Source organism: Actinocorallia populi (assembly GCF_002995495.1).
In the GTDB taxonomy this organism is placed as follows: domain Bacteria; phylum Actinomycetota; class Actinomycetes; order Streptosporangiales; family Streptosporangiaceae; genus Actinocorallia; species Actinocorallia populi.
Map to the genome: position 1 here is coordinate 1 of NZ_PVZV01000010.1, position 14300 is coordinate 14300.

General features: G+C 71.4%; 15 protein-coding genes. 8 read left to right on the forward strand and 7 right to left on the reverse strand.

From position 1 onward, the window contains the following. From C2865_RS32865 to C2865_RS32875, 3 genes are all read right to left on the reverse strand, one after another. Window positions 1–347 (reverse strand): enoyl-CoA hydratase-related protein (locus tag C2865_RS32865; protein ID WP_198653772.1); only part of this gene is annotated, 347 nt, incomplete at its 3' end. Between the two features lie 10 nt (window positions 348–357). Then, the gene (locus tag C2865_RS32870; protein ID WP_106402543.1) at window positions 358–1533 is read right to left on the reverse strand and encodes an acyl-CoA dehydrogenase family protein; all 1176 of its coding nucleotides are present in this window, start codon (window positions 1531–1533) and stop codon (window positions 358–360) included. Beyond that, window positions 1530–2519, reverse strand: coding sequence for an acyl-CoA dehydrogenase family protein (locus C2865_RS32875; RefSeq protein WP_106402544.1), 990 nt, complete (start codon window positions 2517–2519; stop codon window positions 1530–1532). Before C2865_RS32875 ends, C2865_RS32870 begins: the two co-directional genes overlap by 4 nt. A gap of 168 nt (window positions 2520–2687) precedes the next feature. Between C2865_RS32875 and C2865_RS32880 the strand changes: the two genes are divergently transcribed. The 5 genes from C2865_RS32880 to C2865_RS32905 all read left to right on the forward strand — a co-directional run bounded on the left by C2865_RS32880 (window position 2688) and on the right by C2865_RS32905 (window position 7802). Next, window positions 2688–3341 carry a TetR/AcrR family transcriptional regulator gene (locus C2865_RS32880; protein WP_232835932.1) on the forward strand — a complete coding sequence of 218 codons (654 nt, stop codon included), beginning with the start codon at window positions 2688–2690 and terminating at the stop codon, window positions 3339–3341. 56 nt (window positions 3342–3397) lie between these two features. Continuing rightward, window positions 3398–4216 (forward strand): acyl-CoA thioesterase, encoded by an 819-nt coding sequence (locus tag C2865_RS32885; protein WP_106402546.1) that lies wholly within the window; start codon window positions 3398–3400, stop codon window positions 4214–4216. A 682-nt stretch (window positions 4217–4898) separates the two neighbouring features. Then, entirely contained in the window at window positions 4899–5555 is a 657-nt protein-coding gene (locus tag C2865_RS32895; protein WP_106402547.1) for a hypothetical protein, read from the forward strand. Between the two features lie 122 nt (window positions 5556–5677). After that, window positions 5678–6856, forward strand: a complete 1179-nt coding sequence (locus C2865_RS32900) for an NAD(P)/FAD-dependent oxidoreductase (protein WP_106402548.1) — start codon at window positions 5678–5680, stop codon at window positions 6854–6856. A gap of 10 nt (window positions 6857–6866) precedes the next feature. Further along, entirely contained in the window at window positions 6867–7802 is a 936-nt protein-coding gene (locus C2865_RS32905; RefSeq protein ID WP_106402549.1) for a sigma-70 family RNA polymerase sigma factor, read from the forward strand. A 173-nt stretch (window positions 7803–7975) separates the two neighbouring features. Here C2865_RS32905 and C2865_RS32910 read toward each other — a convergent pair whose 3' ends face one another. Continuing rightward, entirely contained in the window at window positions 7976–8800 is an 825-nt protein-coding gene (locus tag C2865_RS32910; protein ID WP_106402791.1) for a dienelactone hydrolase family protein, read from the reverse strand. 35 nt (window positions 8801–8835) lie between these two features. Between C2865_RS32910 and C2865_RS32915 the strand changes: the two genes are divergently transcribed. Next, entirely contained in the window at window positions 8836–9966 is a 1131-nt protein-coding gene (locus C2865_RS32915; RefSeq protein WP_232835933.1) for a GlxA family transcriptional regulator, read from the forward strand. Between the two features lie 82 nt (window positions 9967–10048). Here C2865_RS32915 and C2865_RS32920 read toward each other — a convergent pair whose 3' ends face one another. Both C2865_RS32920 and C2865_RS32925 read right to left on the reverse strand, forming a co-directional pair. Continuing rightward, window positions 10049–10693 (reverse strand): response regulator, encoded by a 645-nt coding sequence (locus C2865_RS32920; protein ID WP_106402550.1) that lies wholly within the window; start codon window positions 10691–10693, stop codon window positions 10049–10051. Continuing rightward, the gene (locus C2865_RS32925; protein WP_106402551.1) at window positions 10690–11784 is read right to left on the reverse strand and encodes a histidine kinase; all 1095 of its coding nucleotides are present in this window, start codon (window positions 11782–11784) and stop codon (window positions 10690–10692) included. The genes C2865_RS32920 and C2865_RS32925 overlap by 4 nt, the downstream gene beginning before the upstream one ends. Window positions 11785–11894: 110 nt before the next feature. Between C2865_RS32925 and C2865_RS32930 the strand changes: the two genes are divergently transcribed. Continuing rightward, window positions 11895–12632, forward strand: a complete 738-nt coding sequence (locus C2865_RS32930; RefSeq protein ID WP_106402552.1) for an ABC transporter ATP-binding protein — start codon at window positions 11895–11897, stop codon at window positions 12630–12632. Further along, the gene (locus tag C2865_RS32935) at window positions 12629–13396 is read left to right on the forward strand and encodes an ABC transporter permease (protein ID WP_106402553.1); all 768 of its coding nucleotides are present in this window, start codon (window positions 12629–12631) and stop codon (window positions 13394–13396) included. Before C2865_RS32930 ends, C2865_RS32935 begins: the two co-directional genes overlap by 4 nt. Before the next feature lie 8 nt (window positions 13397–13404). Here C2865_RS32935 and meaB read toward each other — a convergent pair whose 3' ends face one another. Continuing rightward, window positions 13405–14283, reverse strand: a complete 879-nt coding sequence (meaB, locus tag C2865_RS32940; RefSeq protein WP_106402554.1) for a methylmalonyl Co-A mutase-associated GTPase MeaB — start codon at window positions 14281–14283, stop codon at window positions 13405–13407. Between the last annotated feature and the right edge of the window lie 17 nt (window positions 14284–14300).

The window sequence follows — 14300 nt, forward strand, 5'->3', positions numbered from 1 at the left end:
AGCAGGCCGCCCGCGATGCAGCGGCCCTGGACCGCGGCGATCGACGGCTTGGGCACGTTGCGCCAGCGCAGCGAGTAGTCCAGGTAGCGCCGCGTCTCGGCGTTGTAGATCCATTCCAGGGTGATCTGCTCGGGGGCGGGCCAGCCGCCGTCGTTCAGGTCGTGCCCGGCGGAGAAGTGCCTTCCCTCGGCCCGCAGGACGATGACCTTGGCGTCCTCGTCCTGCGCGGCCTTCGTCCAGGCGGCGTCCAGCTCGTCGAGGAGCTGCATGTTCTGGGCGTTGGCGGCCTCGGGGCGGTTGAGGGTGATGGTCGCGATCCCGTCGGCGACCTCGTAGTCGATGTACAAGTCGGGCTCCTCAGCTTCGGGGCAGGCCGAGCACCCGCTCGGCGATGATGGTGCGCTGGATCTCGGAGGTGCCTCCGGCGATGGTGCCCGAGAAGCTCCGGGCGTACCGCTCGAACCAGCCGGCGTAGAAGTCCTCCAGGGTCATGGGGTTGAACGGCGCGGTCCGCGCGGGATGCACGAGCGCCTGGGATCCCGCCGCTTCCAGGGCCTGCTCGGTGGCGTTCTGGACGGCTTCGGAGCCGAAGACCTTCAGCACGGACACGGACGCCACGTCCTGCTCGCCCCGTGCCGCCCGCGCCAGGGCGGCCGAACCCATCAGGCGCAGCGCCTGCAGGTCCATGACGAGCGTGGCGTAGCGGTCGCGGGCCAGGACGTCCTCGGGGCGGAAGTCCTGGGTCAGGTCCTCCAGCCGTTCGGCGAAGCTCAGCCACAGCATGGTGCGCTCGTGGCCGAGGGAGCCGTTGGCGACCCGCCATCCGTCGTTCAGCGCGCCGACGAGGTTCTCGGCGGGCACCTTGACGTTCTCGAAGAAGACCTCGTTGAAGTCCAGGTCGTCGGGGCCGACCAGGGAACCGAACGGGCGGCGGTTCACCCCGGGCAGGTCCGTGGGGACGATCAGCACGCTGATGCCCTTGTGCTTGGGCGCGTCGGGGTCGGTGCGCACGAAGGCGAGGATGAAGTCGGCGTCGTGGGCGCCGGACGTCCAGACCTTCTGCCCGTTCACCACGAAGTGGTCGCCCTGAAGGTCGGCGCGGGTGCGCAGGGAGGCCAGGTCCGAACCGGCGTCCGGTTCGCTCATGCCCAGCGCGGCGGTCTTCTCCGCGCGCAGGACGGGGACGGCCCAGCGGTGCTTCTGCTCCTCGGTGCCGAACGAAAGCAGTGAGGCGGCGATGATGCCCAGGCCCTGCGGGTTGAAGCTGTGGTAGATCCGGCGGCGGGCGAGTTCCTCCAGGTGTACGTACTGCTGGAGCAGGCTCGCGTTCCGGCCGCCGAACTCCGGCGGGTTGGCCGGTAGCAGCCAGCCCTCCTCGAACAGCAGCCGCTGCCAGCGCCTCGCCCACTCGGGGATGTGGGCGGTGGAGCGGGGGCGCTCGAGTTCTTCCGCCTCCTTGGGCAGGTGCGCGTCGAGGAACGCCGAGAATTCGGCGCGGAAGGCCTCGACGTCGGCGTCGAACGTCAGCTTCATGCGTACTCCTCGGCGATCAGCGCCCGGTGCTCCGCGGCGCCGCCGAGCAGCAGCTCACCCGCCTTGGCCCGCTTGAGCGCGAACTGAAGGTCGTTCTCCCACGTGTAACCCATGCCTCCGAAGAGTTGGAGGCCGTGGCGGAACACCAGGGACTGGCACTCGCCCGCGGCGGCCTTGGCCATCGAGGCGGCCAGACGGCGGCGCGGGTCGTCGGCGGCGATCGTCAGCGCCGCGTAATACGCCAGCGCCCGCGCCCGCTCGATCGCCACATGCATGTCGGCGGCCTTGTGCTTGACCGCTTGGAACGAGCCGATGGGCACGCCGAACTGGTGCCGGGTGCGCACGTGCTCCAGTGTCAGGTCCAGGATGCGCTGGCAGGCGCCGACCGTGGTCAGGGCCAGACCGGTGAGCGCCAGGTGCCGTGTCCTCTGCGGGTCGGCGTTCTCGGCACGGTCCTGGTCGGCGACCCGCACGTTCCAGAACGAGACCTCCGCGACGTGCAGGAGCGGGTCGAAGACGGGGGTGCGGGTGACGTGCGCCTCGTCGGCGGGGACGGTGAAGACGCCCTCGCCGGTGACGACGGCCAGCCGGTCGGCGCGGTCGCCGTCCAGGACGTACCGCGCGGTGCCGTCCAGCACCCAGCCGCCGTCGTCCCGGTGCGCGCTCACGCCCTCGAACACGGCGGTCCCGGACACGCCCTTCTCCGCGACCTCCGGGAAGAACGGGGCGAACTGCGTCATCGTCGCCAGGTAGGGGGTGGGATCGGTCGCCCGGCCCAGCTCCTCCAGCACGATCGCCAGCTCCACCGCCTCACCGGAACCGGTCAGCTCCGTCCAGCCGTGCCGGACGTAGGCCCTCCAGAGCGGCCCGGGGTCGACGCCCTCGTCCACGACCCCGCGGACCAGCGCGGGCGGGCACTCCTTGGCCAGGACCTCGCGGACGGTGTCCTGCCACAGCCGTTGATCGGCGTCGAATTCGAAGAGCATCCCGGCCTCCTTCTTTCAGGTTTCGGCATGCGGCTTCGGGAGAATATCATTCTCGTGAAATGAAAGTAAGAGTCTCCCCAGGGACGGCCAAGACATGACCAGGGACACAGTCCTCCTGCTCGTACCGTGCAGTAAGGTTTACCTATGGCGCAGAAGACGGATCCGCCCGTGAGTACCGTGAGCGAAGAGCCGGCCTGGAAGCAGCGCGCGATCGAGCGCTCCACCAAGGCCGCCAAGCTCCGCGCCGAGCAGCGGGTGGAGCGCTTCCTCGACGCCGCCCAGGCGATCATCACGGAGAAGGGCACCACCGACTTCACCGTGCAGGAGGTCGTCGACCGCTCCCGCCAGTCGCTGCGCAGTTTCTACCAGCACTTCGACGGCAAGCACGAACTGCTGCTCGCCCTCTTCGAGGACGCGCTGCGGCGGTCCGCCGACCAGATCCGCGCCGCCGCGGCCGGCCAGAGCGACCCGCTGGAGCAGCTCAAGGTCGCCGTCCACCTGCTGTTCGAGCTGTCCCGGCCCGACCCCGCGGCCCAGCGCCCCCTGTTCACCGACTTCGCCCCCCAGCTGCTGCTCTCCCACCCGGCCGAGGTGAAGGACGCGCACTCGCCGATGCTCACGCTCTTCACCGAGCTGATCACCGGCGCCGAGGCCGCGGGCGAGTTGAACTCCTCCCTCAAGCCCCGCCGCCTCGCCGCGCTGACCATGCAGACGGTGATGTTCAACGCCCAGTCCAGCGGTCCGGCGGACGCCGAGAGCGCCGGCTCCCTCACCTCCGACGAGGTCTGGGAGTTCTGCTCCCATGGATTCGCCGGGAAGTAGCCCGAATGGGCGAGAAGGCCGTTCTCATTTTTCGATAGCGTCCCTATCATAGGGGAATGTCCATCGATCTGTGGAACGACCTCCTCGCCTGCCTCGACCTCTCCCCTTCGCAGGCGGACGGCACCAGCGGCTACGAGGGCCGCAACCAGCGGCTGACCTACCACCGCCTGTTCGGCGGCCAGCTCCTCGCCCAGTGCGTCCGCGCCGCCTCCCTCACCTGCCCCGACAAGGGCGTCAAGTCCCTGCACGTGCTGTTCCCCCGCGCGGGCTCCGCCGACGAGCCCGTCCGCTACGAGGTCGAACGCCACCACGAGGGAGGCACCTTCGCCACACTGGCCGTCACCGCCCGCCAGAGCCGCGGCGTCATCGCCACCGCCTCGGTCTCCCTGCACACGGCCGAGGACGGACGCGACCACCAGACGACCGCCGCCGTCCCCGCCGTACCGGGCGAAGAACACCGGGTCGACCTCGACCTCCTCCCCTGGGAGACGAGGACCACCGCCGACCTGGACTCCCCCAAGCCCGAGGCCCCCGAACTGGAGTTGTGGCTGCGCTCCCGGCCCCTCGAACACGACGCCGAGGCCCTGGCACCCGCCCTCACCGCCTACGCCACCGACCTCACCCTCATCGGCACCGCCCTGCGCCCCGTCGACGGCGTCTCCCAACGCGACGCCGGCACCGCCTTCATCTCGGCGGTGACCTCCCACACCCTGTGGTTCCACCGCCCCTTCCGCACCGACGCCTGGCTCCTGCTCCGCCAGCACAGCCCCCTCCTCGCCCACGGCCGCAGCTTCGGCCGCGGCGACGTCCTCACCGAAGACGGCTCCCTCGTCGCCTCCTACGCCCAGGAGGCCCTGCTCCGCTTCAAGGGCTGAAGCCCTCCGCCGCCCCTTCACCGCGCGGCCCCTCGCCGCATGCGGGACCGCGCTCTCCGCAGCCCTCCCCCAAACCCCGAGCGAGGGGCTTCGCCCCGCCTCCCGTCCGCTGTCACGCGACCAGCACCACGGCAGCGGGCGCTATCCGCCTTGCACGACCCGGCCCTGCGGAGTTCCGTAGTACCAATGACGCCCGGCCGGAGCGGGAGGGAGCGCACCCGCGGCCAGACCGACCAGAGCCTCCGCCAACTCCACGAGCGAAGCGGCATCGACGTGCTCCGCACCGCGCAGAAACCCGGTCGCGCTCTCCTCCAGCTCAGGCCAGGCCGATACTTCCTCCGCTCCGTTGAGGAGCAGAACCGGTCGTGCGCAGCGGCCCTGTCCACCCGGCCGCCAAGTCTCACAAGAACCGGGCCTACCTGCGCAGACGCGGTATCAAGGTGACGATGACGGTGTCTGCGGACCAACGCGGCTGCACCGCTGTCTACAGGGCGGTCCAGTAGCGGTGCTTGATGCCCGCGTCGGTGGTGCGAGCGTCCTCCAGGACGCCACCGTTGCGTTCGATGACGCGTGCCGACCCGATGAGGAATCGGCGTTCTTACCGCCAGGGCGGTACAGGTGGGTTTATCATGATCGACCCGATCGGGTAGGCGATCTTCGTTTTTGACGGGAAGGGCGGCTGATGGCCCAGGAGTTCCGCGACCTCGCGGGGAAGGCGGCCAAGGCCGTCGCGCAGCAGGCGCGGCAGCGCGGGGTGTTCCTCTCGCTGAGCGACGAGGAGATCGGGGCGTTCGTCTCCGGGGTGCTCGAGCCCGGCGAGCGGCTGGAGGTCTTCGCCGATCTCCGGCCGCATCCCGACTGTCCGAAGGTGCCGCGCAGGTCGCGGGTGCAGGACGGTTTCGGAGGCAGGTCGTCGGCCAGGAAGATGGCCGGGGCCGCGGTGTCGATCGCGGCGTTCGCCGCCGGGGAGTGGGAGCCCGACAGCCGCGCCCTGTTCTCGACGGCGCTGCACGGCGGGATGGACAGCCTGGCGGGGCGGCTCCGCGTCCAGTACGACCCGGAGACCAGCGGATGCGAGCACGTCCTGGCCGTGACGGACACGCGGCTGATGCTGGTCCGCATCCGCAGCGGAGTCGGCCGGAGGCTCGGGCCCTCCCTCGTTCCGTGGTGGGTCCGGCACGACCAGGTTCCGGCCTGCCGCCGCTACGACGAGGGGGACTTCGCCCTCGGCTTCGCCGACTCCTCCTGGATCCGGCTGCGCGGCGGCCTCGCCAGGAGGGGGGAGGCCGTCCGCGCCTGCTTCCCCGACGTCCCCGGGCCCTGGCCCGGCGACAGGTGATCCGGCCGGAACCGCACGGCGCGTTCTCGGGGAAGGGGTGTGACCCGCTTCATAGCGGGGTCCTGTCATGGATCGGGCCGCTGTCTCGCTCAAGGGGCAAGCGAACAGACAGGAGCAAGAGCATGAGGCACCGCATCGTCGTCCTCGGCGCCGGTTACGCCGGGGCCTACTCGGCCGGGGTCCTGGCCCGCCGCCTCGACCCCGCCGACACCGAGATCACCGTCGTCAACGCCGTGCCGGACTTCGTCGAGCGGCTGCGCCTCCACCAGCTCGCGGCCGGCCAGGACCTCAAGAAGCACCGGCTGGCCGACATCTTCGCCGGTACCGGGGTGCGGCTGCGCCTGGCGCGCGTCGAAGCGGTCGACGTCGCACGCAAGTCCGTCGTTCTGGACGACGGCGAGCTCTCCTACGACACCCTCCTCTACACGCTCGGCAGCACCGTCGCCGACCACGGCGTCCCCGGTGTCGCCGAGCACGCCTTCCACGTCACCGACCGGGCCGCGGCGCTGCGGCTGCGCGAACGCCTGGACGGCCTGGGCGAGGGCGGGCGCGTGCTGGTCGTGGGCGACGGCCTGACCGGCATCGAGACCGCCACCGAGATCGCCGAGTCGCGGCCCGGGCTGAAGGTGGCGCTGGCCGCCCGCGGCGAACCGGGCGACTGGCTCTCCCCCGGCGCCCGCCGCCACCTGCGCCAGGCCTTCGACCGCTTCGGCATCACCGTCCACGGGCACACGTCCGTCTCCCGCGTCGAGACGACGGGGGCGATCGGCGCCGACGGCACCGTCTTCGCGGCCGAGGCGACCGTGTGGTGCGGCGGGTTCGCCGTCCACCCCATCGCGGCGGACAGCGGCCTCGAAGCCACCGCCACCGGCCAGATCGTCGTCGACGACACCATGCGCTCGGTCTCGCACCCCGACGTCTACGCCGCCGGTGACAGCGTCCACGTCATCGGCGAGAACGGCAGGCCGCTGCCGATGTCGTGCGCCTCGGCCGGTTTCACGAGCATGCAGGCGACCGGCGCGATCATCGGCCGCCTGACCGGCCGCAAGGTCCCGTCCACGGCGCTGAAGTACGTCGGCAACCACATCAGCCTCGGACGGCGCGACGCGATCTTCCAGATGGTCGACGGCGAGGCCCGTGCCAAGTCCTGGTTCCTGCGGGGCCGCGCCGCCGCGCACTTCAAGAGCGGCATCCTCAAGGGCTCCATCTGGAGCACGAACCACCCGACCTTCGGCATGCCGACCAGGAAGCACCGCCTGGCCGCCGCTCCCGAACGTTCCACCGCGGCGGCGGTCGCCTAAGGTCGGCCGCATGGACACCCTCGCCGTCGAGCGGTTCGAGGCCGGCCGGTCCCGGCTGGCCTCACTCGCGTACCGCCTGCTCGGCTCGGCCGCCGACGCCGAGGACGCCGTGCAGGACGCGTTCCTGCGCTGGGAGGCGGCCGACCGCGACCGGATCGAGGTGCCGGAGGCATGGCTGACCAAGGTCGTCACCAACCTGTGCCTCGACCGGCTCCGCTCCGCGCAGGCGAGACACGAGCGCACGACCGGGGTGTGGCTGCCCGAACCGCTCCTCGCCGGCGACCCGATGCTCGGCCCGGCCGACACCTTCGAGCAGCGCGAATCGGTGTCCCTGGCCGTGCTGATCCTCATGGAGCGCCTCTCCCCCCACGAGCGCGCCGTCTACGTGCTGCGCGAGGCGTTCTCCCACAGCCACGCCGAGATCGCCGACATCCTCGGCATCACCGAGTCCGCCAGCCAGCAGCACCTCCACCGCGCCCGGCGGCGCGTCGCCGCTCCGCGCCGCGACGACACCCCCGACGGCTCCGACGCGCGCCGGATCGTCAAGGCCTTCCTCGACGCCGCCGCCTCGGGCCGGACCGAACGGCTGATCGCGCTGCTCACCGAGGACGCGACCGCGGTCTCGGACGGCGCCGGACTCACCAGGAAGTTGCTGCACTTCCCCACCCCGGAGCGCGTGGCCGCCACCATACGGGGCGCGCTCAAACCGAGCGAGAGCAAACGGCGGCTGGCCGGCGGCTCCCCCGACCTGCACGCCGCCGTGGTCAACGGCTCCCCCGCCCTGATCGCCGTGCTCGACGACCGGGTGGTGGGCCTCGTCGTGTTCGGGACGCGCGACGGCAAGATCGCCTCCGCCCACGGCCTGGCCTCCCCGCATCGTCTCGGCCGCCTCACCTCGGCGTGGACGAAGCGGGAACGCCCCGCGCCCCTCATCGAGTCCTGGTGACCGATGCCGGACGGGAGCCGTGCCGGGTTCCGCGTTCGCCGTCCGGACAGCGGGCCCGGTGAACGGCGGCCCCCGGCCCGGGGGCGGGGACCGGTCACCCGGCCTTCTTCCCCGAAGCCGAGGTGCGGGCTGCACGTTTCCGGCATGTCTTCGCCTCGAAGACCGCGGGCCGTCTACCGCGTCCGGTTCAGGCGGTCGGTCAGGAAGGCGAGGATCTCGTCCCTGGCCCGCAGCGTGGGGTGCCCGTCCTCATCGACGAGGTGGGCGGTGACGACGCTGTGGGGGGTGCCGACGACGTCGCGGAAGAACGGGGGCGGGTCGGTGTTGGCGGAGCCGCCGGGAAGGACACGGCCGTCGAAGGCGTCGCCGAGGAGCGCCCGGTAGGCGGCGAAGCGCCGGCCGGTGCACCAGCGGTCGTCGTCGAAGCGGTAGGCGAGGACCTTCAGCCCGTCGCGCGCGATGCGGTCTCGGACAGCGCGTGCGTCCTCGGGGCTGATCTCGAGTCCGGCGGGGTCGTCCAACGGCAGTGACGGGTGGTTGACCACCGGCGCGATGACGGCCGGTTCGAGCGCCATGGTGAGGGCGAAGTTGCCGGTGAAGCACAACCCGATCGCGCCGACTCCCGGGCCTCCGCATTCGGCGTGGGCCTGGCGTGCGAGCCTGCGGAGCCACGCCGTGACGGGGCTGGTGCCGCCTCCGGCGAACGCGCGGAACTCGGCGCTGACGCACGCGCGGCGGATGACCTCCGCGCCGCCCTCGGCCGTGGGATGGGCTCCGTCGATCCCGAAGAGCGAGGGGACGTGGACGGTGAAGCCCGCGTCCCGCACCCACCGTGCCAGCCGAAGGACGTCAGGACTGATGCCGGGCATCTCCGGCATCAGCACGACGGCCGGTCCGGAACCCGCGACGTACACCGTCTTCGCCACCCCCTCCACTTCCACGAGCCGGTGGGAGAAATCCGTGATCGCGTCGTCGAGACGCCCGTCGGCAGCACTCATGGCGACGAGCATGGACCGGTGCGCACGATGGGACGATGGGCCGGATCGCCATGTACCGGGGTGATCTCGCCAAAGTGTGGGAGGAGACGAGGGTGAACGCGCTGCGGATCGCCGTCCTGGCCTATCCGGGCTGCTTCGCGTCCGAGGTGTTCGGCATACCCGACCTCCTCACGATGGCCGCGCACGTCGCCGGTCCGGACCGTGCCGGATACGAGGTGTCGGTCGTCTCGCCCCGCCTCCGCGTCGCCGCGTCGGGCGGTGCGGCGCTAGCCGTCTCTCCGCTGCGCGAGGCGGACGTCCTCGTCGTACCGGGGTTCGAACTCCGGCCGGGCCTCGACGTGGACGCGAAGCTCGCGCCCCTCGCCCCCGAGATCACGGCGATCCGCGCGCACGCGACGGCGGGCGGCGCCGTCGTCTCGATCTGCGTCGGCGCGTTCCTGCTCGCCGAGGCGGGGCTTCTCCACCGGCGCCGTGCCACGACGGCATGGTTCTTCGCGGACGAATTGGCGCGTCGCTGTCCGGACGCCGACATCCGGCCCGAACGCCTGGTCGTCACCGACAAGGGCGTGACGACGACCGCGGCCTTCAGCGCCATGTACGACTTCGCGCTGGAACTGATCCGCCGGCACAGCGGCTCCGACGTGGCACGGGCGACCGCGCGGGTGACCCTCCTCGACGATGCCCGATCGTCCCAGGCCCCCTATGTCGACGCCCGGCTTCTTCCGCGGCCCGGAAACGAGTTCTCCCACAGGGTCATGCGGCGGCTCGACCAGAACCTCGCCGCCCGGTACGACCTCGCCGCGCTGTCGAAGGCGTTCAATGTCAGCACCCGGACGCTGCTGCGCCGCTTCGCGGACGAGACCGGCCAAAGCCCCCTCCGTTACCTGCAGTCGTCGCGCGTCCGCCGCGCACGCCACCTCCTCGAGACCACGGATCTGACCATCGCCGCCATCTCCGCCGCGGTCGGCTACAAGGACTCCGGAACCTTCGCCGCGCTCTTCTCCGAACACACCGGACGGCGTCCGAGGGACTACCGCGCGGCCTTCCGGCGCGATGCGGACGCGACGGAGCCCCCGGAGCGTGGCGGCGTTCTGGAAATCGAAGGCGGGCACGGGCCCAGGCCGACGCCGAGGAGCGCGAGCGCCGACAGCAGGTCGATCCGGTAGGACGAGTCGGATGGGCACGCCACAGGCACGACGCGCCGCTCGTCGAGTCCCGGTGATCGGCGCGGTGAGGCGGGTGCCGGGATCAGCCGAGGATGCCGTCGCGGATCGCTTTGAGCACGGCGTTGGTGCGGTCGCGGGTGCCGAGCTTGGACAGGATCGAGGACAGGTGGTTCTTGACGGTGCCTTCGGCGAGGAACAGGGCTTCGGCGATCTGCCGGTTTCCGTACCCCTGGGCGACCAGGCGGAGGACCTCGGTCTCCCGTCGGGTGAGTTCCTGGGGAGGCGGCGTCTCCTGCTCCGGTGGGAGGGCGCCTGAGCGGACGGCGCGGAGCACGCGTTCGGTGATCGCCGGCGAGATGAGCGTGTCGCCCGCGGCAAGTGTTTTGACCGCGTGGGTGAGCTGGTCGAGCGTGACGTCCTTCAGGAGGTATCCGCGGGCCCCCGCCTGGAGCGCGTCGAGGACGAGGTCGTCGTCGTCGAACGTGGTGAGCACGAGAACGGGGACCGCGGTCTCCAGGTCGCGCAGGCGGCAGAGCGCCCAGATGCCGTCGAACCGTGGCATGCGCGCGTCCATCAGCACCACGTCGGGTCGGGTGGAGAGGATGAGGTCGACGGCGGCGCGTCCGTCTTCGGCTTCGCCGACGACGGTGATCCCGGCGAGCGTGAGCAGGCTCCGGATGCCCTGCCGCACGATCGTCTGGTCGTCGACGACCACGACCCGTGTCATGGGTGCGGCACCCGTGCCGTGACGCGGAAACCGCAGGACCCGTCGACCTCAAGGGTGCCGCCGAGTTCCTCGAACCGTTCCGTGAGGCCTCGGAGTCCGTTGCCGGGCGTCGGGTCCGCTGCTCCGAGTCCGTCGTCCCTCGCATGGAACGTTGTGAAGCGGTCGTCGGATGCGATCTCGACCCAGATCTCTTTCGCGTCGGCGTGGCGAACGGTGTTGGTGACCACCTCTTGCGTCGCGCGCACGAGAGCCATGCTCACATGTTCGCTGACTCGGACGCCGTCGGCGACGTCGACGGTGACGATGAGCCCGGGGATGCCGTCGCCGATCCGGTTCAGCGCCTCCTCCAGGTCCGGTGCCGGAGTGCGCAGCCGGTCGACCGTGGTGCGCACGTCGCGGAGCAGTTCGCGTGCGACGGTGTCGGCGTTGTCGATGTGCTGACGCGCGGTCGTGCCGTCCACATGCCGTGCGGTTTCGAGCTGGAGGGTGAGGGCGGTGAGCTGGTGGCCGATGAGGTCGTGGAGTTCACGGGAGATGCGCAGGCGTTCGGCGGTGCGGGCCGACTCCGACAGGAGGACGCTCGCCGCCTGCAGCTCGACGTGGGCGGCGGCCAGCTGCGCGCGCAGCCGCTGTTCTCCGACGAGGGTCGTCGTGCTGAACAGGGTGGCGAGCTGGATCAGGAGGTAGAAGCCGACCGTCATGCCCAGCTCGAACGGCGCCTGATCCTGGTGGACGTAGGTGATCGCGACCGCGCCGGTGTTCAGGGCGACGACGAGCAGCCCGCACCACAGCGGCACGACGTACACGCTGAACGCCGCGGTGACGATCAGCAGAATGAGGACGAGCCCCATCTCGGCGGTGACCACCAGGGCCCATGCCGCGGCGACGCCGATGGCGTAACCCGCGAACCGAAGCCTCGAGGCGGCCACGGCACCGCAGAGGAGCCCTGCGCCGAACAGAACGAAGACGCCCGCCCATGCCGGACGGGGGATGCTCGTCTCGGCGACGCCGAACAACGCGGGGGACGCGACGCAGACCGTGACGGCGAGCATCGCGAGGCCGGCCCATCCCTCCGTTCCCAGTCGGCGCATGCCCTCATGGTAGGGCGGGCCGCACGGCGACCGCCCCTGCCAGAAGTCATGCCCTCCTGCGGTGACTTCTGGCAGATGTGCGGCCGGTCGTGGATTTCTAGCCTCGGACCATGACTGAAGACGAACCGGCGATCTTCGCAGAGGGGCTCGCCAAGAGCTACCGGGGAAAGGTCGCCGTCGCGGACGTGAGCCTCCGTGTCGAGCGGGGGGAGACCTTCGGCATCCTGGGGACGAACGGGGCGGGGAAGACCACCACGGTGGAGATGCTGGCGGGGCTGCGGAAGCCCGATCACGGCACGGTGCGCATCCTCGGGCTCGACCCGCGCGGTGACCGTCGCCGGGTACGCCAGGTGCTCGGTGTCCAGTTGCAGCACGCGCATCTGCACAACGCGCTGCGTGTGAAGGAGCTCATCGGCCTGTACCGCAGCTTCTACCGGAGTCCGCGGTCCACGGCGGAGCTCCTGGAGATGGTCGATCTCCGAGAACAGGCGGGCATCGTGTTCGAAAAGCTCTCCGGAGGCCAGCAGCAGCGCCTCTCGATCGCGCTCGCCCTGGCCGGACGCCCTCGGGTCGTGATCCTCGACGAGCTCACGACCGGCCTGGACCCGAAGGCGCGCCGCCGCATGTGGGCGATGGTGGAGCGGCTCCAGCAGGAGGGGGTGTCGATCCTGCTGGTCAGTCACGCCATGGAGGAGGTCGAGCGCCTGTGCGACCGCGTCGCGCTGATCGACGGCGGCCGCGTGATCGCACTCGGCACTCCGCGCGGGATCGTCGCCGGCGCAGGCGAAGAGACCCTGGACGACGCGTTCGTCGCCCTCACGGGACGAGAGCCGGAGGACATCGGATGACCACCGCGATCGACGGCGGCCGGCCGGGTGCCCGGTCGATGCTGACCCTTGTCGGCTGCGAGGCGAAGATGGTCGTGCGGGACACCGCCGGGCTGGTCGTTCCGATCGGCCTGCCCCTGCTGATCCTGCTGACCAGTGCCTCCGGAGCGGGGGACGACGTCATCGTCAACGGCCGGACCGCGCTGGACCTGTACGTGCTCCCGCTCCTGCTCGCCATGGTCATGGGCGCCATCGGGATCATCAACATGCCGAGCTTCCTCGCCTACTACCGCCGCTCCGGAATCCTGCGGCGGCTCGGGGTGACTCCGGCCTCCCCCCTCATGGTGCTCTTCGCCCAGGCCGTCGTGAGCCTCGTGCAGGCCGCCGTCGGGATCGCGCTGGCCCTCTTCGTGGCCGTCGTCTTCTTCGACGCGCGTCCGCCCGTCGACGTGGGCGCGGCACTCGGTGTGCTGGCCCTGGCCATGGCCGCGATGTACGGCACCGGCATGATCGTCGCGGCCCTCGCCCCCACCCCCAACTCGGCGGTCGCGATCGGCCTGGTGGGCTTCCTCGGCATCGGGGCGATCGGCGGCATGTTCGGCGGCCGCGAAGCACTGCCTCCCGCGCTCGCCGAGGTGGGCGGCTGGTTGCCCGTCGGCGCGACCGTGGACGCCCTCGGCGCGGCCTGGGCGGGAACCGCGGTGGACGCGCCCCCTCTGATCGGTCTCGCAGCGGCGATCCTGGTCGGCACCGTCACAGCGGTGGCCTTCTTCCGCTGGGAGTGAAGCGTCGTTCAGTCCGGCCTGCCGGAGGAGGTGCGGAGGAGGAGTTCGGCGGCGGTGTAGGCGTCGTGGTGGCCTTCGGCCACGGCGGTGGCCAGGCGGTCGAGTTCCGGATGGGTGCGGAGGCGGGTCTGGGCCAGGGAGAGGATCTGGGCGTGGGCTCGGGCCTTGCGGCGGGCCGGGGTGTCGGCGCGGTGGTGGGCCTCGATCGCGTCCACGAGTTCGGGCACGCCTTCGCCCTTGGCGGCCGTCAGCGTGAGGATGGGGGCGTCGGTCTCCATGTGGAGATCGCGGACGGTCTGCCGGGCGCCTTCGCGGTCGGCCTTGTTGACCACCAGGAGGTCGGCGACCTCCAGGAGGCCTGCTTTGGCGGCTTGGACGGCGTCGCCAGCACCGGGAGTGAGGACGACGACCACTGGATCGGCGACGGCTGCGATCTCGATCTCCGACTGGCCTACGCCGACCGTCTCCACCAGGACCAGGTCGTAGGAGAGGTGGGCCAGCACCCGGACGGCGGCGGGGACGGCGGCGGCCAGGCCGCCCAGGTGGCCTCGGGTGGCCAGGGAGCGGATGAGCACGTCGGGGTCGGTGGTGTGGGCGGCCATGCGGATGCGGTCGCCCAGCAGCGCGCCGCCGCTGTAGGGGGAGGACGGGTCCACGGCCAGGACCGCCACCCGCAGGCCCTTCTCCCGGTAGGCGCCGACGAGGGCGGCCACGGTCGTCGACTTTCCCGCGCCGGGCGGGCCCGTCAGGCCCACGACCCGGATCACGGCCGGGTCCAGGGCCGTCAGCACCTCCTCCCGGCGGGTGTCCTCGACGAGGCTCAGCAGCCGCCCGGTGGCGCGGAGGGATCCGCCGCGGGCGGCGGCGAGGAGTTCGGGGATGTTCACGGCGCCTCATCGAACGG